Source organism: Enterobacter cloacae complex sp. IR5428, assembly GCF_049238585.1.
GTDB lineage: Bacteria > Pseudomonadota > Gammaproteobacteria > Enterobacterales > Enterobacteriaceae > Enterobacter > Enterobacter intestinihominis.
The window spans coordinates 20400-41264 of the sequence record NZ_JBMKHV010000022.1 but is presented as its reverse complement, the minus strand read 5'-3'; the positions used below and the strand labels follow the sequence as shown (position 1 = coordinate 41264).

Annotated in this window: 23 protein-coding genes and 1 pseudogene; 2 read left to right on the top strand and 22 right to left on the bottom strand. The window is 46.2% G+C overall.

Going from position 1 to position 20865, the window contains the following annotated elements; translation table 11 throughout:
• Positions 1 to 88 precede the first annotated feature (88 nt).
• Both ACOTXC_RS21460 and ACOTXC_RS21455 read right to left on the bottom strand, forming a co-directional pair.
• Complete coding sequence (locus tag ACOTXC_RS21460; protein WP_023408311.1) at positions 89 to 1090, bottom strand: IS30 family transposase; 1002 nt, start codon at positions 1088 to 1090, stop codon at positions 89 to 91.
• Positions 1091 to 1309: 219 nt separating this feature from the next.
• The gene (locus ACOTXC_RS21455) at positions 1310 to 4327 is read right to left on the bottom strand and encodes a Tn3-like element IS3000 family transposase (protein ID WP_004199413.1); all 3018 of its coding nucleotides are present in this window, start codon (positions 4325 to 4327) and stop codon (positions 1310 to 1312) included.
• A gap of 143 nt (positions 4328 to 4470) precedes the next feature.
• Here ACOTXC_RS21455 and ACOTXC_RS21450 point away from each other — a divergent pair.
• A pseudogene (locus ACOTXC_RS21450) lies at positions 4471 to 4983 on the top strand (Tn3 family transposase); the annotation flags it as partial.
• Positions 4984 to 5234: 251 nt separating this feature from the next.
• Here the strand turns inward: ACOTXC_RS21450 and dqlB are convergent.
• From dqlB to ACOTXC_RS21415, 7 genes are all read right to left on the bottom strand, one after another.
• Positions 5235 to 5330, bottom strand: coding sequence for a DinQ-like type I toxin DqlB (dqlB, locus tag ACOTXC_RS21445; RefSeq protein ID WP_000609145.1), 96 nt, complete (start codon positions 5328 to 5330; stop codon positions 5235 to 5237).
• Positions 5331 to 6134: 804 nt separating this feature from the next.
• Positions 6135 to 6413 (bottom strand): hypothetical protein, encoded by a 279-nt coding sequence (locus tag ACOTXC_RS21440; protein ID WP_001093608.1) that lies wholly within the window; start codon positions 6411 to 6413, stop codon positions 6135 to 6137.
• On the bottom strand, positions 6410 to 6685 hold the full coding sequence (locus ACOTXC_RS21435) for a hypothetical protein (protein WP_000557557.1): 276 nt from the start codon (positions 6683 to 6685) through the stop codon (positions 6410 to 6412). Before ACOTXC_RS21435 ends, ACOTXC_RS21440 begins: the two co-directional genes overlap by 4 nt.
• A gap of 17 nt (positions 6686 to 6702) precedes the next feature.
• Positions 6703 to 6957, bottom strand: coding sequence for a hypothetical protein (locus tag ACOTXC_RS21430; RefSeq protein ID WP_000510385.1), 255 nt, complete (start codon positions 6955 to 6957; stop codon positions 6703 to 6705).
• Between the two features lie 109 nt (positions 6958 to 7066).
• Positions 7067 to 7888 carry a SprT-like domain-containing protein gene (locus ACOTXC_RS21425; RefSeq protein WP_000196235.1) on the bottom strand — a complete coding sequence of 274 codons (822 nt, stop codon included), beginning with the start codon at positions 7886 to 7888 and terminating at the stop codon, positions 7067 to 7069.
• Positions 7885 to 8064: a hypothetical protein gene (locus ACOTXC_RS21420; protein WP_023408316.1), complete on the bottom strand. Its 180-nt coding sequence runs from the start codon at positions 8062 to 8064 to the stop codon at positions 7885 to 7887. The genes ACOTXC_RS21425 and ACOTXC_RS21420 overlap by 4 nt, the downstream gene beginning before the upstream one ends.
• Before the next feature lie 16 nt (positions 8065 to 8080).
• On the bottom strand, positions 8081 to 8347 hold the full coding sequence (locus tag ACOTXC_RS21415; RefSeq protein WP_032072053.1) for a hypothetical protein: 267 nt from the start codon (positions 8345 to 8347) through the stop codon (positions 8081 to 8083).
• On the opposite strand from ACOTXC_RS21415, the gene ACOTXC_RS21410 reads away from it, so the two are divergent.
• Positions 8337 to 8987 carry a YkgJ family cysteine cluster protein gene (locus ACOTXC_RS21410; protein ID WP_000351937.1) on the top strand — a complete coding sequence of 217 codons (651 nt, stop codon included), beginning with the start codon at positions 8337 to 8339 and terminating at the stop codon, positions 8985 to 8987. The genes ACOTXC_RS21415 and ACOTXC_RS21410 overlap by 11 nt on opposite strands.
• Before the next feature lie 37 nt (positions 8988 to 9024).
• On the opposite strand, the gene ACOTXC_RS21405 is transcribed toward ACOTXC_RS21410, so the two are convergent.
• From ACOTXC_RS21405 to ACOTXC_RS21345, 13 genes are all read right to left on the bottom strand, one after another.
• The gene (locus tag ACOTXC_RS21405; protein ID WP_001293458.1) at positions 9025 to 9480 is read right to left on the bottom strand and encodes an H-NS family nucleoid-associated regulatory protein; all 456 of its coding nucleotides are present in this window, start codon (positions 9478 to 9480) and stop codon (positions 9025 to 9027) included.
• An 11-nt stretch (positions 9481 to 9491) separates the two neighbouring features.
• The gene (gene topB, locus ACOTXC_RS21400) at positions 9492 to 11819 is read right to left on the bottom strand and encodes a type IA DNA topoisomerase (RefSeq protein ID WP_004199098.1); all 2328 of its coding nucleotides are present in this window, start codon (positions 11817 to 11819) and stop codon (positions 9492 to 9494) included.
• 3 nt (positions 11820 to 11822) lie between these two features.
• Positions 11823 to 13085, bottom strand: coding sequence for an AAA family ATPase (locus ACOTXC_RS21395; protein ID WP_000517490.1), 1263 nt, complete (start codon positions 13083 to 13085; stop codon positions 11823 to 11825).
• A gap of 82 nt (positions 13086 to 13167) precedes the next feature.
• Positions 13168 to 13662: a thermonuclease family protein gene (locus tag ACOTXC_RS21390; protein WP_001215543.1), complete on the bottom strand. Its 495-nt coding sequence runs from the start codon at positions 13660 to 13662 to the stop codon at positions 13168 to 13170.
• Complete coding sequence (locus ACOTXC_RS21385) at positions 13659 to 13985, bottom strand: hypothetical protein (RefSeq protein WP_004208538.1); 327 nt, start codon at positions 13983 to 13985, stop codon at positions 13659 to 13661. The genes ACOTXC_RS21390 and ACOTXC_RS21385 overlap by 4 nt, the downstream gene beginning before the upstream one ends.
• An 85-nt stretch (positions 13986 to 14070) precedes the next feature.
• Positions 14071 to 14385, bottom strand: a complete 315-nt coding sequence (locus tag ACOTXC_RS21380; RefSeq protein WP_000754496.1) for a TrbM/KikA/MpfK family conjugal transfer protein — start codon at positions 14383 to 14385, stop codon at positions 14071 to 14073.
• Positions 14386 to 14472: 87 nt separating this feature from the next.
• A complete protein-coding gene (locus tag ACOTXC_RS21375) occupies positions 14473 to 14865 on the bottom strand; it encodes a cag pathogenicity island Cag12 family protein (RefSeq protein ID WP_000738524.1) in 393 nt (130 codons plus the stop codon).
• Positions 14862 to 16697 (bottom strand): type IV secretory system conjugative DNA transfer family protein, encoded by a 1836-nt coding sequence (locus ACOTXC_RS21370; protein WP_000053822.1) that lies wholly within the window; start codon positions 16695 to 16697, stop codon positions 14862 to 14864. The genes ACOTXC_RS21375 and ACOTXC_RS21370 overlap by 4 nt, the downstream gene beginning before the upstream one ends.
• A gap of 2 nt (positions 16698 to 16699) precedes the next feature.
• Positions 16700 to 17734 (bottom strand): P-type DNA transfer ATPase VirB11, encoded by a 1035-nt coding sequence (gene virB11 / locus ACOTXC_RS21365; RefSeq protein ID WP_000650512.1) that lies wholly within the window; start codon positions 17732 to 17734, stop codon positions 16700 to 16702.
• Complete coding sequence (locus ACOTXC_RS21360) at positions 17731 to 17928, bottom strand: DNA-binding protein (RefSeq protein WP_000629109.1); 198 nt, start codon at positions 17926 to 17928, stop codon at positions 17731 to 17733. The genes virB11 and ACOTXC_RS21360 overlap by 4 nt, the downstream gene beginning before the upstream one ends.
• A 1-nt stretch (position 17929) precedes the next feature.
• Entirely contained in the window at positions 17930 to 19144 is a 1215-nt protein-coding gene (gene virB10, locus ACOTXC_RS21355) for a VirB10/TraB/TrbI family type IV secretion system protein (protein ID WP_001295060.1), read from the bottom strand.
• Complete coding sequence (locus ACOTXC_RS21350) at positions 19141 to 20070, bottom strand: TrbG/VirB9 family P-type conjugative transfer protein (RefSeq protein ID WP_000783386.1); 930 nt, start codon at positions 20068 to 20070, stop codon at positions 19141 to 19143. The genes virB10 and ACOTXC_RS21350 overlap by 4 nt, the downstream gene beginning before the upstream one ends.
• A 5-nt stretch (positions 20071 to 20075) precedes the next feature.
• The gene (locus ACOTXC_RS21345; protein ID WP_004199085.1) at positions 20076 to 20804 is read right to left on the bottom strand and encodes a virB8 family protein; all 729 of its coding nucleotides are present in this window, start codon (positions 20802 to 20804) and stop codon (positions 20076 to 20078) included.
• Positions 20805 to 20865: the final 61 nt, after the last annotated feature.

The window sequence follows — 20865 nt, the reverse complement described above, 5'->3', positions numbered from 1 at the left end:
AATGGCGAAGAAACGGTCTAAATAGGCTGATTCAAGGCATTTACGGGAGAAAAAATCGGCTCAAACATGAAGAAATGAAATGACTGAGTCAGCCGAGAAGAATTTCCCCGCTTATTCGCACCTTCCCTAATGGTGTAAGCCAATCTAACGCCTTTCTAGGACGAGTATTCAGTGACATGGCAACTTGATTTAAATAATGCTGATCTGCCTGATTTAAATCAATCCCTTTAGGTAAATATTGCCTAATTAAACCATTCATATTTTCGCATGTGCCTTTTTGCCAGGGTGAATGTGGGTCACAGAAATATACATCTATGCCTAAATCTTCTTCGAGTATTTTATGTTCTGACATCTCACGTCCACGGTCATAGGTCAACGTTTTACGCAGTTCTGCAGGTAAATATTTCAGAGCTTCAGTTAAAGCCTTGCGCACTGATTCTGCCTTTGCATCAGGTAATGTTGCCAAGATACAGAGCCGTGTATTTCGTTCAATAAGTGTTGCTATCGAACTTTTATTGTCTTTACCTTTAATTAAATCAGCTTCCCAATGACCCGGTATTTTTCTTTCTTGAACTTCGGCTGGGCGCTCATGAATAGTTTTAATATCCTGTAATATAGAATCTTTTTTAGGTTCACCGTTAGCTTTTCGCTTTTTATTTTCATGACGTAGACAGGATAATAAGTCTTTTTTCAACTCACCCTTTGGTAATGCTCGTATCGTTGAATAAATCGTTGTATGGCTTACATTCATTGTTTGATCCAAATCAGGAAATGTCTTTAAACGCTTTGCTATTTGCTGAGGAGACCATAAACAACGGATCGCTTCAACAATAAATTTCCAGAGGATTGAATCGATTTTGAGTTTTCTGTGACCACGTCTACGTCTAGCGAAGGTGTTATCAGAAGCATATCGAGCTTGATAAACGTCATTGATGCTATTTCTTTTAAGCTCACGATAGATCGTACTAGGATGTCTTTTAATGAGTTCAGCAAATTTTCTGGCTGAAAAGCCTTCTTTTCTTGACTCAAGCATTAATGCAGTACGATCTTCAAAGTTAAGATGATGGTATGACAATTTTATATACTCCATAAACCCTTTAAATTAATTAGGTGGTTTATGTCGCACTTCAAGTTTTACTCTGCCAACTTTAAATCAGTGGCTCCACTAACACTCTTCACTTATTTATTTAAAATTTAGCGACGTTAAAAGACAATTAAGTATTTTTAGATAATGGGGTTCTAGGGATTTTCCGTCCAAAAACGACAAAGTGCTCTGGAGGCCGCGCCGTCCGTGGCCTCCAGAGGGGTATTACTTTTCGCTGACGGGTAAATATCCCTCGATTGAGCGCATAAGCTCCTCCAGATCTGGCAATTTTTCGCTCAATTCGAAGTGGTAAGTCCCCTTGAGGTTAATGTTGTGCCAGGCCACAGGGGATGCCTGTTTGACGATATCTATTCTCTTGGTATCTCCTTGGTATTCGAAGCTGGTCAACAGCTGGCTGAGTATCCTGGAGTTGAAGTAAACGATGGCATTGGTGACCAGGCGAGCGCACTCATTCCATAGCTGGATTTCTTCGTCTGAACTGCCCCGGAACTGATCCCCATTGACGCTGCTCACGGCCCGACGCAGTTGGTGATAGGCCTCTCCCCGGTTCAGCGCGCGCTGAACATAGTTTCTTAAACTGGCATCATCGATGTAGCACAGTAGATAATTCGCTTTCACCAGGCGATTGTATTCCGTCAGGGCTTCCAGCAGCGGGTGATTGCGCTTGTACTCCGAGAGCTTTCTCACCAAGGTGGCTTGCGTTGTTTTCCGCTGCTTAAGTGATACTGCAATCCGTTGGATGGTATCCCAGTGCTGCGCAATACGATGGGTATTGATTGGCTTTTTTAAGCACAGCTGAATTCGGTGTTCTTTGTCTTCCTTGACATCAAACATGTCATTGATCACTTTGCCAACCTGGGCATAGCGTGGGGCAAACTGGTATCCGAACAGATCCAGTAACGCGAAGTTCACATGGTTCACCCCATGGGTATCGGTTGAGAGCACATCCGGAATGATGTCTGACGTATTGCTCATCAACAAATCAAAGATGTAGTGCGATTCATGTTCGTTGGCGCCGATCACTCTGGCGTTGATCGCAGCGTGATTGGCGATCAAGGTCATGGCAGAAACACCTTTTTGAGTGCCAAAGTACTTCGACGAATAACGGGTTTTGAAGGTCTCGCGCCGGGCTTCGAACTTTTGACCATCGGCACTGGCGTGGATCACATCTTCCTGGATGTTGTAGTACCGGAAGATGGGTAGCTTGGCTGTCGCGTTATTGATGTTGTCGTTAGCAGCATTCAATGTTTCCAGGCGAAGATAGTTCGCCTGGATAGTGCTGAGCTGATCATAGGTACGATCAGAGATCTGTGCCATGCCGTAAATGCCTTGATTGGTTGCATTGCCGACCAGAATTGCCAACAGGTCATATTCATGGGAACGGCTTCTGGATTGGGAACCCAGCACATGAGCGAAGCAGTCAATGAAACCGGTGTCACGATCAACCATGCGCAGTACATCCGCAATCCCCGTTGTGGGAATTTGCTGGAAGAAGGGATTGTTGACCAGATGATGTTTGCTGGCCGAAGGCAGGCGCCAGAAGCGTTTACCCTGCGGATTACGCAAGATGATATTCCGGTTGTCTTCCTGTTCAAGATATTCGCCGACTTCGTACAAACGGGTATCCAATTCCATGGCCATCTGTTTGATCAGCTTTTCAGGCTCCTCCGCTAATTTTGTAAAATGGCTCTGTTGAAGCAGCGTATATTTGTTTTTTCGCCAATGTTCCCCGTCGATCAGGTCGGCGTCGAGTGCCCGGTATTTAGTGATATCAGGCAGCGTCAGCTGGCCATTCAGGCGATCAGGAATCTGTTGATAGAGGAACCACTCATAACGATCGATCAGGATATTCCCTTCACCATCCAGCAGGAATTCACGTGATTTTTTGGAAAGGAGTCTGGTGTCGGCAGTTTGCAACTGAGCGTCCTGGCCGTTGAGTTCGTTTTGTGTTTTCGCCAAGGCGGCCGCTAAGTGCTGGGTGCCGTCGCAGCCTTCGAAGCGCAGACATAGGAACAACTCTCGCAGCAAACCTTTCCGCAGACTTTCTTTCTCGTCGCAGTACTGCCACATGGCTTCATCGACCGATCGTCGCTGCTCGTTCAGGAAGAGACATACAGATTCCAGATCCCTTTTGGTCAGCAGGCTCAGTGCTTGCTGTCTTACTGTTGCAAACGGTAGTTGCAGATCAATGCTGTCATCAATGAACAGGTGCAGTACTTCAGCTGCCTTGCTGACATTTTTAGCTGCTTTTTGCCAATCCTTAAACACCGCTTCCTGCGCATAATCCTTTGCCTTCTGTTTGGTCTGTCTGACATGATGCACAAAGCCATCGGCAATACGTTCCAGCGCTTGCTGCCATCGCGTTTGAAGATAGCACAATAAATACAGCCATTGGCTGCCTACGGTTTGACGTTTCAGTTTGGCACCGTAGTAGTCGACTTTCTCTGCCAGGTGTTGCAGATTTTTCTGCGACAGTGATAGCGTGCTCAACAGCAGATCCACTTCCGGCATCCAATGCTGGATATGGCGATAGACAATCAGTTCTTTCTCCAACTCGGTTCCGGTGAAGTTACGAGCCGATTGTCGCAACTGTCGGAACGGCAGTGGACCTGTGCCGTTCACGAGCTCCGCCAGTGCTTGCTTAAGACCGCGTGACATTGCACGCTCAAGGTGCGCGGCCATGTGTTCCTGTTCGTCTCCCACCACCTGACTGATGATCTTTTGCAGCGTGCTGTAGGCAGGGATTGCGATCTTCTGCCCCGAACAATATTCATTGGCCGCATCGAAGAGGTGCCTAGGCGCTGTCCAGGCTCTGGCTTGCTGGGATAAGTAATCTCTCAACGCCGCTCCATGGTCTTTGACATTCCAGCGCTGGTAGTTGCAGAGCTGGAAAACACGTTGGTAAATCCGTTCGTTCTCTTTTGGCGTGAGATTAAAGGGTCTACAGCCTGGGCCTGGTAGAACGGTTTGATAAACGTATTTGAGGTCCTGCTTGATCTGATGAAAGCCGGGATTCAGCACCACCGGCTTGGCTTTGAAATAGCCCAGCAGTACCACCAGCATGTAACGCTGGCCCCGATGACGGAGGCTTTTAGCGATCGCCAGTTCCTTATCGTTCAGCGAGAAAAAGAAGCGTTGGTCGGCGGAGGTGAAAGCGGGGGGTCCATATAACTCATCTTGTTCTGCCTCGGACAAGATTTGGACACGTTCTTCGAATGCCATGGATTTAGCCCAAAAAGACTAAATCTTACTCAAACAGAGCCCAAATAGGGATCTCGAAAAAAGTAATACCCCTCTGGAGGCCACAGACGGCGGGGCCTCCAGAGCACTTTGTCGTTTTTGGACGGAAAATCCCTAGAACCCCTCAGTGGGACGAAATGATCCGGACCGCTGGCTCCCTGAAGCTGGGCAAAGTACAGGTTTCAGTGCTGGTCCGTTCATTGCTGAAAAGTGAACGTCCTTCCGGACTGACTCAGGCAATCATTGAAGTGGGGCGCATCAACAAAACGCTGTATCTGCTTAATTATATTGATGATGAAGATTACCGCCGGCGCATTCTGACCCAGCTTAATCGGGGAGAAAGTCGCCATGCCGTTGCCAGAGCCATCTGTCACGGTCAAAAAGGTGAGATAAGAAAACGATATACCGACGGTCAGGAAGATCAACTGGGCACACTGGGGCTGGTCACTAACGCCGTCGTGTTATGGAACACTATTTATATGCAGGCAGCCCTGGATCATCTCCGGGCGCAGGGTGAAACACTGAATGATGAAGATATCGCACGCCTCTCCCCGCTTTGCCACGGACATATCAATATGCTCGGCCATTATTCCTTCACGCTGGCAGAACTGGTGACCAAAGGACATCTGAGACCATTAAAAGAGGCGTCAGAGGCAGAAAACGTTGCTTAACGTGAGTTTTCGTTCCACTGAGCGTCAGACCCCTGTTACCGATGCAAGAACAGGGGAGTTTCATGAAATGCCTGTTTAGGAGTGATTAAAGGTAACTTGTGCGCAGAAGGTCAGGTGTGTGGTGGTTAGTACAGACTAGTGAATGTTGTAACTAAACTATATTTTTATTAAAGGCCGGAGGTGGTGTTCCTCCGGCCTTAATTACGTTTCCGTGTTCATTAGTCGATGAACTGGCGGATCAGTTCCAGAATGGCAATCAGCGCGTTTGCAAGCGCCGCTACCGCCCTCAGAACGATGATTAACAGGTTAATCATCCGTTTTCTCCATAAATGGAGTAAAGACACCGTGGCTTGCTCTTACACTGCCTGTCACCACGGCTTCTCTTCGTCTTGTCAGTTGTAGAGAGTCTCACTCCTGCCAGAGCACAGATAACCAGCACCACCTGTATTACCTGTCAGGACTTTGAACCTGTTCATGCCGCATTTAGCGGAATGCAGGGAGAGACTCACCACAGAGCTAACCCTCTGATTATACGTTTATCTAACGTTCAGGCAAACCGTTAACGCACAGTCACTGCCCGTCATATTGCATAATCAGGCTTCACGGATTATCATACTATTGTCAGTTGTAGAGAGTTTCCCTTCCGGGCTGAGTTACCAGCTCGCACCGGAACCGTAAAAAAGCCGACCTCACCAGTCGGTTTTTTTACGTCTGCGGTTTCCCGCTTCGTTTAAATCTATTTTAAATGAATAAATTGTTCTGCGGCAAACCCAACAACATAAGGACGTTAGGGTTGATGGTTGCCGAAATCGCGGTGCGTTACGTGAATTCTGAGGTTTTGCGAGGGGGATTGGGCGCGAGAATTTACGAGAGAGCGCCGGAACAATGCCGGGATCACAAACCATCACCCGTGAAAGAAATCTTCCGGCATTGCCCGGTCAGGTAGTATGACATTCATTGTCAACGGCCATCAATTTATAAGCTGCTTTGCACTTCATAAAAGATCACCACCAGGGCTGCTAAAACAGTACCGATAGCCAGCACGTTAAAAAGTACGTCCTTCATCTTTACGAACGACATACTGATTTGCGTCCTTTCCCTTTTGTCAGCCTTCTCTATCATCCAGCGTTGGTATGAATCACTGTTACTTTTTCTGTCCATGTTCCCCCCAATTCATCAATGAGCACCAGGCGGCCACCAGGCTTCTTGCCAACAAAGTAACGGCCTCGCGGCAGACGTTCGCCAGTCTTCAGCCGTTCGATCCAGTCCTGAAATGCAGGGCGCGGTTTATAGCTGTAGCGGCCAAAATCAGCTAAAGACTGCGTGACCATGACTGTTTGGCAGCCATGCTTTCTCATATCACGAAACGTATTTTCCAGTGCAGCCAGTGTATTCATTTGCACGTTCTCTCTGCTTTTCCCATGAAGATATTAACGACACTCAAAACTAACACCGTTGGCATGATCACGGCAGCATAGCCGACAGCAACGGCCTGATATATGGTCAATGAGTAGTCGGGCTGTTTATACAATACGACTGAAAAAATGCTCCCCAAACAAGCAAGCAGAGTTAAAAACAAGTAATCGACAAATCTGTTTTTATAGATAACCCATGCAACGATGCAGGGATATGACACCAGGCACAGGATAATCGCATTTGTGGTATGCACGTTTCGCTCCTTGTTATTTAAGGGTTGTCAGCCAGATCAAACAGATTGTTCAGGCTGGAACGGAATTGTTTTACCGATGATACCAGCTCCTGACTCCGCGCTTTTTCCTGCGCCAGTTCACGCCGTAGCTGCGCCATCTCGTCTCTGTTACGCTGAAGCTCAAGGATAGCCGTCATAAAGGTTTTGCTGGCTGATGCCTGTCCGGTCGCTTCCTGCGCCTTTTTAATGGCCTGATCTTCGTCGTCATTCGTTCTGATTGTGTAATGCCCCATGATACCCCTCTTTTGCTGTCATTTTTGCGCTGCCGGCGCGAACCCGGGAAGAAACTTTGCTGGCAAAAAACACTGGCCAACAGATGTGACCGGGAAAATTTGCTGGCAATTAATTTTCGATGAAAGCCAGCTCGCAATCGCCGCATTCAATATTCAGTCCGGCTTTGCCCCACACGGCAGCGCCACACCCGCGACACTGATATTTAACTTTATTTCGTTTTGGCTTGTCCTCAAATGCTGCAACTGACAAATCATTGTCATTGCTCCCGGCCATATCATCTGAATGGCTCCCGTTCTGCGGTGACACTGACGGCAGCAGAGCCATAGAAAGCACCGCTTCTATATCAATCCCGGCCTCAGCATTTTGATGCGCCAGAGCAAGCGTTTCGCGCCATTGCTCTATTACGGCGGTCATATCTTTTTGTTGTTCGACCTGGACAGGGAAGCGATCAAACCAGCTCAAAGCAAATTGCCCCTGGAACAGTTCCAGTGTGACGCGCTGGAAGCGGCCACCAGGGATCGGATAGTCATTAATCTTCTGGCCGACTTTCGCACCACCAGGTCTCCCGGTGGAGGAGGGCATAAGTCCGATACTTTCCATTTTTGCCGCCCACTGCGCATTGTGGTACGTCTTACGCGACGGGTTGCCGTAGTGGTACTGCCACATATGGCACTGCTCATGAACCAGCGTTTGCATGACTTCAATAAGCGGGTACACCGGGAAGTATTCAGGATTGAGGGCGATTTCATCAATCATCCTGCCGCTGCCGTCAGCAGCAACAAAGCGCCTGTAACTGAAATAGCCCATTGTGTTCTTGCCGCGCTGGAACGTAATCAGACAGTCAGGGAGTTCGCCGTCAAAAAGGCGCTGGTTATAGAAATCAAACGCCTGTTGTAGCTCGCTGTAAGCGCGTTCCGTGGCTCTTGTCATGCTGAAGTTCGCTTAGCGGCGTTCCGATATTCCTGTAACTCTGCAACAATAGCAGGGAACACATCAGCGCAACGCTGTGCCAGCTTAACCGCCTTTGAACAAACGCCCATACCATGTGCTCTTTTGAGCGCCTCCAACAAATCTACCAGTTCCTCGTCAGTGATTTTTTCAGTCATCTATTAAGCTTCTCCATTATCTGTATCGTACGATACAGATAATATAAACCACACCTTTGATAGCGGCAATCTTTTTTGCTGGCAATTTCACGCCCAGGGCGGGCATCGAGCGGGTAATATTGCTGGCAAAAATCAACGGCCAAACCGGCTGCAGGAAACTGGTTTGCTGGCAAGCGTGATTTACTGCTGGGCTTGACACCTTGCCATTGTATGACGCTTGTTTTAGTGTCAAATGAACAACCAGCGCGAGAAGAATATAGGAAGCAAAAGCAATGGATATCAAACCTAACTCAGTGATCCACCTGGAGCCAGGCGAAACATTACCCGGCTATACCAATCTGAAACCCGTACCTGATAAGTATTTCGATGAGTTAAAGGCACTCATAAATAAACTCAATACTCAATCCGGTAATATTTACCTCAAGTTAAAACAGATGTACGCCTTTTTGGATCGTTTTAACAAAGAATTTGTGAGCACGTTTACCTCCTGTCAAAAGGGGTGCTCTTCGTGCTGTAAAATGGATGTTCATTTAACCGCGCTTGAGGCAACACATATTGCACAAGCAAGTAAACTTACTGCCAGAGACAACCCGCTTACGACCGGGCATGAGTCAAAATGTCCGTTTTTGTCTGAGAAGGGAACATGCTCAATCTACAATTACCGCCCGCTGTTATGCAGGACATATCATGTACTCACTCCGCCGGAGATGTGTAATGACCTGGATGCACAAGTCATGCAGTATGGTTCTCAAAGCGCGAACATGGGAAATCACATCTACAAAACAATAGCAGAGTGGATCTATTTTCAGACGTATCACTGCACTGGTAAGTTAGAAACCAAAGATATCAGAGACTACTTCCCTTATCCCCGCGAAGATATCCAAAGATTTCTTCACCATAACCCCCCGCGCCCTTTTTGCTAAAAAAAAGCCTCTGACGCAGTGTCAGAGGCTTGTTAGATTACTGTTCGTCACCAGCAGTGCTGGAAGCATCTTTTTTGATGAGAAACTCATCAAGAGAACGGCCAGCTTTTAACGCTTCGTCGATTGGTTTTGGTGTCCGGCCACGACCAGACCAGTATTTCGTTTCGCCGTTTTCATCAAACTGATATTTAGGCGGCGCTTTTGGCAACGTCTTTTTGCGTGTTTTTTGCGCATCTTCGGACAGGCCAAGCAGTTCTTCCGGTGAAAAACCTTCTCCGGCAATCAACTGGAGCAGTTCCTGGCGCTTTCTTTCGCGCTCTGCGCGTTCTGCTGCCTCACGCTCTGCTTCTTCACGACGTTCTTCGATCACGGCGTTAAGCTTTTCCTGCATTTCCAGCAGTTGTTCAAAGCTGGTTTCTCGCGCAAAAACACGAACAGAGCGAATATTCAGGAGTAGCTTTTTTGTTGCGTCAAACGTTTCATTTTCACTCATCGAGTTAATCCTTATTTTTTACTGAACTGAAACCCAAGTTTACCCGTAGTTTTATCCTGCAAAACAATTGCAGCGTCAAACTTTTTCCCGGTTTTATTACTGGTAAAGCCTTTAATCTCTCCGGTTTTACCTTTTTTGATTAATGTCTCAACCTGATTTTGTGTCAGTTTTTTTCCTGACACTTCAGACCAGATTTTAAACTCGCACCCGGAACAGAAAAAGCCTTTAGGCCGGATAATAATTTCTTTACTGCATGAAGGGCAGGGGGCTTCGAGCCGGGACATGGAACCTTCTGATCTGGATTTTGCTTCCATATCCGGTTTGCCGTCTTTGTCCGGGAATGTTGTCTTGCATTCAGGGTAGCAGGAGCATCCCCAGAAAAAGCCATTTTGCCCCTTACGCTTACGCAGGAAACCGTTGTTACAAACCGGGCAGGGCGTGGCATTTGAAGAAATCGAAATTCCGTTCCTGTCCAGCTCGTCGATTAACCCCTGGACGTACTCATCATTTTCCTTAATAAACTCCTCAACTGTCAGCTCTCCGGCTTTGATCTGAGACTGCTTTTCAGCCCACAGAGCGGAGATATCCGGTTTAGTGATTTCAGGAGGCAGTGCAGCGCAAAACTCCTGGCCTTGTTTTGTGGTTTTCCATACCAGCTCCGAATACCCCTTTTCTTTTTCGATGGAGATAAGCCCGGTATTTGCCGCCAGTTTCTCAAGAATACCCGCGCGGGTGGCTTCCGTTCCGATACTGCCACGATCACTGCTGCCCTCGTCTTTCGCTTCCAGCGCCTTTCTGAGAGCCGGATCATCAATGAATTTTGCCGCACTCGTCATGGCGGCCAGTAACGTTGACTCTGTGAAATAGCGAGGTGGTGTAGTCTTTTTCTTGTCCACGTCTGCCGATTCACACAGGCCGCTGTCATTAAATTTCAGCAATGAAAGGTCAAAACCGTCCGTTCCGGCATCTTCGGTTTCGTCCTCGTCATCACTATCCTTACCCAGCGCTTCCCAGCCCTTTTGTACCAGAACGCTCTGTGTGGCCGTAAAGGTATCCCCCTTAATATCAAAGTGGATTTTCGTCTTGTTGCGGATCGCATCCGGGTAGAACAGCCCGATAAAGTAGACGGACACCAGGTTATAAACGTTCCGCTCTTTTTCATTAAGCTGAATACCGGCTCCGCTTTTTGTCGTCGGGATGATGGCGTGGTGCGCCTCAATCTTACTGGCATTAAAGGCTTTGTGTTTCTGGCCTTTATCCATATCTACGATCGCAGACGCCAGTTCGGGTACGGTGGCCGCTATAGCAGTGGCAATATCTCCGGCCTGGTAATAATGCTCATCTGAAAGATAGCGATTGTCAGAACGTGGATAGGTCAGAAGCTTGTGAGTTTCATACAGCCCCTGCATCACATCGAGCGTATCTTTTGCAGAATAACCAAATCGCTTTGCGCAGAGCTGCTGAAGCGTGGAAAGGTTAAGCGGAAGCGGAGGCTTGCTATTTTCCGGCTTTGTCGTCGCGATAGTAACAATAGCATCCTTACCCGTAACACGTCCGGCAATATGCGCGGCCTGAGCTTCGGAGATCAGGCGTTTTTTCTCGTCTATCTGATCGTCGTCTGTTGTCTGATATTTCGCCTTAATCTGATGCCCGTTCATCGACAGACTGGCGAATACATCGTAATAAAAGCTTTCTGTGTGATTCTGGTTCGCCAGCGTGCGCATGTTCACCAGACCAAGAACGGCACTTTGTACCCGGCCAACGTTCAGAACGCCGTCATAGCCCTTCTCACGGCCTTTTAATGTACATCCCCGCGTCATGTTATAGCCAAAACCCTGATCGCACAGGGAACGCGCCAGGGCGCTTAACGTCATACCGCGAAATTTATCGTTAGGTTGTAAATTCGACAGTGATTTTTGCACTGGCGCAAGGTTGAGGTCGGCAACAAGCAGTCGCTGGACGGGTTTCTTGTTTCCGGCATAACCCAGAATCTCATCAACCAGCAAACATCCTTCATCATCGGGGTCGCCTGAATGAACGATGCTGTCGGCTTTATCGATAAGAGACAAAATAATGCGGGTCTGTGCTTCTGATTCAGGCTTGATTTTATATTTTGGCGGATAAACCGCTTTAATGGGTAAATCACTATAACGCCAGTTGGAATATTTGTCGTCATAATCCTGTGGGTCGTAAAGCTCCAGCATATGACCATAACACCAGGTAACGACATCAGAACCGTGTTCAAAATAGCCGTTTTTCTTTTCTGTATTGGGATTTCCGCCCAGTCCTTCAAAAATAGCCTTTGCTAAAGACGGTTTTTCTGCAATAAAAAGTCTCATTAATCAATCCTCAAGGTAACTTGAATAGTCAGGCTGCGCACCATTCTTTTTAAAGATTTCTTCCCTTTCCTCTATGTCTTCTTCTGCCTCCTGCACACTAAGGTCAAGGGTTCCTTTCAAAAAGGCACGCGCATTCTTGATTACATCTACTGTTAATTCGTTTTTTGTTCCGCGAATCATGCCAATAGCAATATTTATTATCTCCTTTATTTCAGCAGGAGTCGTTCTGTCCAGCACCGCGCCAAGTTCTTTAAGGTCAATATTTATATCGTCTGGTAAGTACATTTTGGCACAAGCGGCAGCGGCTTTAGTCCGAAAAGCACCTACAGATATGATTCTGTCAATTCTGCCAGGGCGTTTTCTGATGCGCGGATCAATCCGGTTAGGATAGTTCGTTGAAAAAATAACATATGTCCCGGCAAGATTTCGCGGTGTATCAGCCCCATCAAGAAAACTTAACGTTCCGGCATCAGCCCGATAAAGTTCATCAACCTCTTCAGCTATTATGATAACGGGTATTTTCTTTTGAGCTGCGGCATAGCAAACATCTTTAAAGTAATCATCAGCATAAACAAATACATATTTATCCTGATATTTTGCCCCCAAAGCTTTTGCGATAGTCGTTTTCCCTGTGCCCGGAGGACCAGTAAAAAGCACTTTTCGCATTCCTGACTGACCATAACGGGTGTAGAAATCAATATCCGAAAAGAACTGATTAAAGTCATTCTCCAGCTCATTAAACTTTGGATGAACAGAAAAACGTAAAGCGTTTTCTATTTCTTCCTTCCTTGCCTTACCGTGATAATAAACGCCGTCGTAACACCCGATTTTCCAGATACCTTTACGGGGTAAAGAGCGGTTTAATTTAGCGCGTCCAGCTTCGCAAAGATTATGAAGCATCGACATACTTTTGGTTGTGCCAACTGCGTACTCCATTCTGACTTTAGAGTTAAGAATGAAGCGAATAATATGAACCACTTCATTTTGACCAAGATGAATCCGGTATGCTCCCGAACCATCTTTAAACATAAGCTTTTTAATCCTCCCGGCTTTAGCCATAACAGGGCTACTTCCCGTATGAACGACGGTTGAAGCAACGGGTTCGATATCAAGATTCGAATAAATTTTACGATTCTTTCTGTTTATAAAAATCTCTGCCACTTTAGGATAGTAATCACAATCCTTTACGACAGTACCAAAATTATCTTCACCGTAATATTCTTTATGGAGCCGTAAAGCCTGCTCTACCAGAGTTAATTTACCCATATGCGCACCATGTATATTAAAAACCGTGACGTTGCCTGAAGATTTTCTTCAGGCAGAGGAGGGGTTGGACAAGCGAAGCGCGTCAGTTTTGTTTATGACGCCACTCCCACGGAGGAACGGGATTACTGTCAGCCCACAGGCCGCGCTTCTGTGTCTGAGCTTCCCGTTGCAGAGCCGGTAATGAGTTATCGGTGTTGTACCTGTCATAAACCCATGCAGCCCCTTTTAGCACTTGCTGGCGGTTAGCCTCAGTGCCGTTCGCTGTCACCACTCGTCCCAGGACTCGCCCGTAGCGATCTGTTTGCGTATAAGAGACGGTAACTGATTGCCCTGCCAGCAGGGCTTTAAGTTGATTGGTTGACCAGCGACCAAAGGGTTGTTTTTTTTCCGGTGCATCGATATTTATCAATCGGACTCGAATCGGAACTTCATACACAACAATTTTCGCGGGTAGTGTTTTAACTTCGATGGTATCTCCATCGAGAACGCGAATAACTTTCCCCTGAATCTGAGCAGCACACAATGTAGCTGGCAACAGGGCAACAGCAAAGGAAAGAACATTAAAAAAATGTCTCATTGCTTTCTTCCCTCCCATATTGCTGAGAGTCTTTTAAAAATGGATAAAACGACGACTAAAGCCACTGCGATAACAGCCAACGAAGGAAGTACATAGCTGTATAACTCAACCATGAAATTAATAAACTCAATGAGCGATTGCGGCTTTAAGGAAGCATCCCACAAAACGATAACAAAACGATAAAGCCCATAGACAATTGCCGGAAACCAGACCATAAACAACAAAATTTCAGTAAAAACAGAAGCGACCGATTTGACACTATCGATAATTTCAATTCCGGCAATTCTCACACTTCTTGCATCAGGTACGTTAATAATTTTCATCCTCCCACCCCTGTAAAAAATGTTCGCAAGTTCCAGTCTCAAACCTGAAACTTGCGTATTCACATCAGAATTAAATCAAACAGAATTAAAAGTTTTTCAATCGGCCAAAGCTTGAAATAATTTTACTTACTGTACCTGCATCAGCCGCAGGACATTCATTTAGTTTTTTCTTTCTGGCATCTGCCGTGTGATCGGGTAAAAAACCATGTTTATTCTTTTTCCTGATTGACATAAAACTTTTATACATCGGGTCACATTCTGCCGGACTACTTCCGTCAAGTTTTCCGGCAAGGCATAACACCATTGCACATGGATCGTTCGGGTCGGCCTTTTCCTCAGCATGAGCAGTTCCGGCAGCGAACGCACAAAGCAGCACTGCCGTGGTTACGGTCTTTTTCATATACACCTCATGGATAACGGGCAACTAACGCCCTGCGGTTGTTCAACCCCGGCTCAATAAAATTACAAGAATTTTATTAATCCGGCGTTATCGTGATAAATAAACACTGGTAGTCCGGCAAGAAAAACAGTTCATTTTATAACGATACTGTATGACACCGTTTGCACCGTTCGCCCTCAACCAGTTTTTAGCTGTGAAAAAGTCTGTTCCGTTACTGGTTTCAACAATCACTGAATCAGAATGTGCAACAGAATAAAAAACAGCATCATCGTAAAGGCGGTTTTCAGGCCTGAAATTATGGATAACCTTAACCCACGATGAATTAACCTTGTCTGATTTAATAACTGAGTATGTCGGTTGCCAGTCCATTAATTGTGTATTCACCGTTTCAGGATTCTGTTCCCAGTCAACCTGTGGTGGTTCAGGCGGAGAGGAACAGGCAGAGAGAAAAAGGACACTGACCATTAACATTTTTTTCATAGTAAAACCTCTGACTCCAGCTCACCGACGGAGAGCATTTTTTCTTTAGAAGGATATTTAAGCCCTTTAACACCCAATACTTTTTTAGTCTTATTCAGAGAGGCGGTTAACTCGGTAAGTTTGGGGCTTACCATCATCAGCCTGTCCATAAAATACGGGTCGAGGAAGTAGAGGGCTTTCTCAGCTTTAACCGGGTTTTCACCTTTAAGAATGATAAATTCTTCTTTAAAATCCAGCGTTCCCAGCTCCTGCGGGAGCACAAGGGCGCGCTGCGCCTCACTTTCTGAACTGCTTTTCGACGTTGAGCGTCCGCTTGTCTTGCTTGAACCTGTCGATTTGGTGGTGATATAGCCCAGCTTTTCCGAAATCTTTTTAGCGTCATCTTCTTCACTGACAGCGTAGATAATCCGGCAGGGATGCGCACTCATCAGCGTTTTGGCACCTTCAACACCATAGATTTCATTAAGCTGACTGATATTCTGGTAAATCGTCAGAAGTTTGAGTTTAAACCCGGCAATATAACCCGAACCTTTTTTAATGATTGGCATGTAACCAATAGACGGAAACTCATCCAGGAACATCAGACAGTCATGTTTCAGTGTCGGGTCAAAGTCAGGGTTTTCTCGTAACGTGACTTCCACAACGAAGTTAAAGAACAGGTTGAGGAAGTCATAGGCCAGGGACATATCTTCAGCATTAACGCCAACATAAACAGTGATATCTTCCCGGCGCAACTGGCGAAGGTCGAAATCATTGCCGTCTGTACATTTGCGAACAGTCGGAAGATAAAACAGACTCATTTTCTTACGAAACGAACCATCAATACTCGAACGTTGTTCGTCTTCGGTTTCGTGATACTCCCTGATTTTGGTCAGGGCATCGCGCAGATGATACAGCGCGTTTTCATCAAGTCCTTTTGTTCCCTCCAGGTCTTCTCGCTTACTGAGTATCAGCTCCCGGTCGATGTTGCTGTACAAATCGACTACAGAACCAATTGAGAAAACAGGTTTAAGCCCGAACTCACCAAGCCAGGAGGGGTCGTAGTTAATAAAGAAATGAAGCAATTTTGCCAGCCCCGTCCAGTACTGCCCCGCGAGGTTATTAAAGTGTGCTTCCGCTCCGGTCAGACCGTAAGACGGGAACAGGATCTCAATCAGCTTCAGCAGGTCTTTAGCCCCGCTCTCTTCTTTTAAATCAATATAGAAAAGCGGGTTAAACTGATGCGTTTTACTGTTGAAAGGGTCAAGAAGATAGACCTTATTACCCAGCAGTTTTTCACGTACCTTACTGGTGATTTTCCACAGTTCCTGTTTTGGATCTAATGCAATCAGGGAATGTTTCCTGACCAGCAGGTTTGGAATACCTATTGCAGCCCCTTTACCTGCGCGGGTTCCTGCGCCAAGTGATACAAAATCTGGTGCGGTATACCACAGGTATTTACCTTTATATGCACCTACAAGAATATCAGTATCGTTTTCTTTCTCCCATTTCAGAAGTTTCGATTTTCTTAAATCATTATCACTGGCAAACTTCGCGTCACCATAAAGAGCAACATCCGTTTTATTCAGTTGCCAGATAATAAAAACAGGCACAATGAGAGACGAAACCATACCTGATAAAAGAGAGGGGATTGCGGTTAACCTGATATCTGTCCGTATATTACTCTCTGTTATTATCCGCCACAGCAGCATGGAATCAAAATTCTTCCATATATAAAGCGGCGTTTTTCCGTTCAGGAAGTAAACAGCAACTGAGCCAGTATAATACGTCACAAGACACATAACCAGACCGATAAAAGCCCACTGGCCTTTATCGGGTAGTTTCAGAGACATAATCACTCCTTCAGCTTTTCAAAGTATTCCTGAAAATGAATATCACGATAGTAAATACCCGATGCAAATCGGTTATCTTCCTCATCGATGTACTTAATACTCATAATCACATCGACGTTGCTTAACACCCTCCGCAATATAATGTTATAAGGCAAATTCTGACATTCAGGGTTCATATAGCACCGTTGAACCAGTCCAAGCACAGCATCTTCAGGGGTGCTCTCATGGACGGTTGTAAGGTTCCCTGCATGGCCGGAACTTGAGCCTTTGAGAAAATCCCAGGCTTCCGCGCCGCGAACCTCAGTCATGAGGATTCTGTCCGGGTTCATACGAAAACCAGAACGTAAAAGAGAAGCGGAACTGACAGTGCTACTTTCCCCTTCTGACGGGTAATACAATTTCACATGATTTTTGTGGAACCTGAACTTTGCTTCATCTGTATCTTCAATTGAAATACATCGTAAATGATGGGGTATGTACTGAAGACAGGCATTTGCAAAGGTGGTTTTACCCGCCCCCGTTCCGGCACAAAATACCATCGTTTTACCCTTAACCAGGCATTCAGGGACAAATTGTTCAAAACAATTATCTTTAAACATTGAAGATAATTCATCTTCTTTATCCCTGAATTTCCCCCCTTGATTTAGCCTTGAGTAAAACCCTTGTTTAACAAAGGTATCATGGTCGATAAACACACTGGACGGCTTACGGATTGTAATAGACACCGTTTCCCGTTCCGTTGCCGGGGGAATAACTATTTGTACACGCTCCCCTCCGGGGAGCGTAACAGAACGTAAGGGATATTCTGGCGTAACCGACCCACCATCATGATAATCAGAAATTGCCCCTGCAAATGACATACAATCTTTAAAATCCATTTTTAATTCATGCTGCTGCCATTTCCCACTCACTTTAACAAACAGTTCATCAGGCCGATTTACCGCGATTTCAGTTAAACCATCGACTTCATTAAGCCAGTGGTGGAAGTATTCATCTATTATTTCATAAACAATATGTCTGTTCTCTGCATCCTTCATAATTCACCTTTTCCTTTAAGATCTTCAATAAAACGCATGACTTCTTCGTAATTAAATCGATGCGTTTTGATTTGTTTCAGTGGTTTGGGGAAAGGAACGCCATTTATTGGTATGCCCTTACGAATATGATGGTATATTTCGCTTTCCCTTATTCCTAACAGCATTGAAAACTCTTTGATATCCAGCGTTATCAAATTACCTCCGGGTACCCACCATTTTTAATTTGTAGATGCTGGAGAAATCCAAATCCTGACCAACGATCAGAGTAATGATTTCCCCCTGGTTTTTATAAAGCGTTGGAGGGATATTTACGCTGTTTGCAAACGCTTCGCGTGCTATATCAGCAAAAGCCTGGCGACTGTTAGCTGTATAGTCGGTCTGATTGTCTTTATTACTTTTAGCCGCTCCACTTGCGGCCTGTGCCACATCGGGGATCATGCCAACCATCATCGCGCCCATAAAGCGATCTGCAAAATGTGTGTCAATCCAGCCTGAAGCCCCGGCCTCACCCAGCGCTCCCGCCGCCTGTGTATCAATCAGCGGAATATCAATGAAAGGTTCCTTACGTGTTCTAAGCTTCGTAGCAGCGATAAACACGGCTCCCTGACCATGATTGAACGTGCCCGTTTTATACATCAGATATGCGGCTGTTCCCTTTTCAATTAGCTTTACATTCCTGTTTGCACTGTATACGTCCTCATTAATCGTACAGACCAGCTTGCCAGCCAGATCAGAAATAAATCGTCTGTCCAGCGAGCACTTAATCGCGGTATTTTCAGGAATGAAAAGGTTAGGGTCATAAGGAACGCGCGTAATTTTAGAAAGCTGCGCGGGTTGCCCTGCATTAACAGGCTGAACCTCTGCCTGTTTGTCACTGCCGTCCCCCTCGTTCCTGGTATTGCTGGCCGTTGATGAGCTACCACCGGAATTTGAGGAAGCAGAGCTGCTCCCCCCATAGGCCACATCCAGCGCACGACTGAAGTTTTGTTGTACTTTTTCCGGTGGCGTTTCCGCTTTGCCGCTGCTTTCCTTCCGTTCTTCCGTCTTAGCCGGTTCTTCCCTGGTGTTGAATGGATCAACATCATCGCTGAGTCCTGTCGCGCGTTTTACTGAACCAGTAGATACCGCATTACTGGCAGGCTTATCATCACCGCTGGACATTGCACGAATAATCGACGGGATATAGTAGACAGACACCCCGGCGGCCAGCAGAAGGAAAGCGGCCACAATAATCACCAGCCCCTTACGCGATTTTTTAAGCTTCTCGATACCCAGGCGTTTTACTGATTTACCGTCATCTTCATCTCCCTTATCCGTTTTATCGTTTTGCTCAATTTCTTTCTGATGCCGTTCCCGTAGTGCCTGTTCAATTTCTACAGCGGTCGGGATTTTATTTTCCTGTTCGCTCACTGGATCACCTCTTTCTCAACGTTCGGGGAAACGGTATCTCCTGCCGGAAGACGGACTTTGCCAAAGCCCCGGTTTTCAACCCCAACAACCTGATTTCCCATACGCAAAACAAAGCGCTGGTCTACAGGAACACCAACAACGGTGAAACTACCGCTGTTTTTGACTACCGGGTTAGTCAGCGTTTCCTGTTCGCCGCTCATAACAAAGACGCTGGGGATTTTCTTCAGGGGGCTGAAGCCAAACCAGGTATAGCGGCCATCGTCATACGCATAATCCGGGCTGATTGACTGGCTGCCGTCAGCTACCCGCTTCCAGTAATCCCAGTTCTTGGGCGACTTCGCATTTTCAAGAGAACGGTTGATTGCCTGCTCCTCCTGCCGCTTGTTAAGAGCCTCAATCCGTTTCTTCTCGATTTCGGCTTGCTCCTTCCGGCGTTCCTGCGGGTACTGGTAATTAACAACAAACGCGATCTTATCCGGCTGCCGGAACGTTCGGGCGTTCAGCTCCATGCTGTAATTACGTTTTGTTGTGCGAACAAACAGGTTTGTTCGCCAGCGTTCCAGGTCGTTTTCAGGATCAAGGGCTACACTGACCACCTCTGAAGACTGGTTGCCATTGTCATCGGTACTGTTCTTCTGTACGGTCTGTTTGACGGGCTTCACTTCGAGATACACCAGGTTATCTTCTTTGTTCACTTCCCAGCCCTGGGGAAAGCCGGTTCTGGCACTGATGACCGTTTCATCCTCGTCAAATACCAGTGTGGTTGTATAGCCAACCGCACTGTTTATGACTGTCGTGTTTTGCGGGTTATAACTGACAATCTGATTACGGGGATCAAAACGGCTGGCTGCTGGCGTAACGGCTGCATGGCAGACGTGCGACACCAACAGAAGCGCCACAATTAGCGCTCCTTTATTCATTTTCATAGTTTTCACCCTTTCACTTCTTTATCGCGTACATAGCTCGTTACAACGAATTTAAGCGGGTTATTGTTTCGGTCACCCGATGCCATTTCGACCTGTGGTTCAATACGGTAGGTCAACCGGACGTTCCAGTATTCATAATCATCCTGGCCTGTCGCGACATTTCGAATGGTTAATTTAAACCGGATATATGCTCCCATATCCTTATCATCGCGCCGGGATGACGGACTGATAATCACGGACGGATTATCCTGAACAGATGCGGTTTTTTCCGCTTTATTATAAATAACCTTTGGTGACTGGTTGCCGTTGATTAAAGCGTTGTAATCCGTCGCCACATTCTCAGCGCTGTATAACAGAACATAATCATAATCATGCTGGAGACTGAAATAGTTATACCCTTCACGACGCTTCACATACTGAGTAATGAAGTATTTCGCCAGCGCTTCATTTTCAGAGAGGTTTTCTTTTTTAACAGAAGTCAGTCTTTCAGCAACGCCAGTGACACCATTAATAAGATAAGCTTCGACAACCGTACTCTTTAACGGTAGCGCTCCATTCAGTGCCAGCAGAGACAACACACCTACGGCAATTCCTGCAATACCACCGAATTTATAAATGCGGTTCATTTTCTCCTGCATCAATACATTTTTCTCTTCAAAAGTAGTTGAAGAGTCTGTTACTTCTTTTTTCTTGTTAAAACCGGGAAGTTTTAATCCTGAGAGTTTAAACCCCATTGCGCATTACCTCTGCTGAATTAACAGGTTCGCTTTTTCCGGATACCGGAGGTTGTTTATG

Coding starts and splice junctions, on each gene's coding strand:
- ACOTXC_RS21460 (WP_023408311.1), bottom strand. CDS start 1,090: ATGGAGTATATAAAATTGTCATACCATCATCTTAACTTTGAAGATCGT.
- ACOTXC_RS21455 (WP_004199413.1), bottom strand. CDS start 4,327: ATGGCATTCGAAGAACGTGTCCAAATCTTGTCCGAGGCAGAACAAGAT.
- dqlB (WP_000609145.1), bottom strand. CDS start 5,330: ATGATTAACCTGTTAATCATCGTTCTGAGGGCGGTAGCGGCGCTTGCA.
- ACOTXC_RS21440 (WP_001093608.1), bottom strand. CDS start 6,413: ATGAATACACTGGCTGCACTGGAAAATACGTTTCGTGATATGAGAAAG.
- ACOTXC_RS21430 (WP_000510385.1), bottom strand. CDS start 6,957: ATGGGGCATTACACAATCAGAACGAATGACGACGAAGATCAGGCCATT.
- ACOTXC_RS21425 (WP_000196235.1), bottom strand. CDS start 7,888: ATGACAAGAGCCACGGAACGCGCTTACAGCGAGCTACAACAGGCGTTT.
- ACOTXC_RS21420 (WP_023408316.1), bottom strand. CDS start 8,064: ATGACTGAAAAAATCACTGACGAGGAACTGGTAGATTTGTTGGAGGCG.
- ACOTXC_RS21410 (WP_000351937.1), top strand. CDS start 8,337: ATGGATATCAAACCTAACTCAGTGATCCACCTGGAGCCAGGCGAAACA.
- ACOTXC_RS21405 (WP_001293458.1), bottom strand. CDS start 9,480: ATGAGTGAAAATGAAACGTTTGACGCAACAAAAAAGCTACTCCTGAAT.
- topB (WP_004199098.1), bottom strand. CDS start 11,819: ATGAGACTTTTTATTGCAGAAAAACCGTCTTTAGCAAAGGCTATTTTT.
- ACOTXC_RS21395 (WP_000517490.1), bottom strand. CDS start 13,085: ATGGGTAAATTAACTCTGGTAGAGCAGGCTTTACGGCTCCATAAAGAA.
- ACOTXC_RS21390 (WP_001215543.1), bottom strand. CDS start 13,662: ATGAGACATTTTTTTAATGTTCTTTCCTTTGCTGTTGCCCTGTTGCCA.
- ACOTXC_RS21385 (WP_004208538.1), bottom strand. CDS start 13,985: ATGAAAATTATTAACGTACCTGATGCAAGAAGTGTGAGAATTGCCGGA.
- ACOTXC_RS21380 (WP_000754496.1), bottom strand. CDS start 14,385: ATGAAAAAGACCGTAACCACGGCAGTGCTGCTTTGTGCGTTCGCTGCC.
- ACOTXC_RS21375 (WP_000738524.1), bottom strand. CDS start 14,865: ATGAAAAAAATGTTAATGGTCAGTGTCCTTTTTCTCTCTGCCTGTTCC.
- ACOTXC_RS21370 (WP_000053822.1), bottom strand. CDS start 16,697: ATGTCTCTGAAACTACCCGATAAAGGCCAGTGGGCTTTTATCGGTCTG.
- virB11 (WP_000650512.1), bottom strand. CDS start 17,734: ATGAAGGATGCAGAGAACAGACATATTGTTTATGAAATAATAGATGAA.
- ACOTXC_RS21350 (WP_000783386.1), bottom strand. CDS start 20,070: ATGAAAATGAATAAAGGAGCGCTAATTGTGGCGCTTCTGTTGGTGTCG.
- ACOTXC_RS21345 (WP_004199085.1), bottom strand. CDS start 20,804: ATGGGGTTTAAACTCTCAGGATTAAAACTTCCCGGTTTTAACAAGAAA.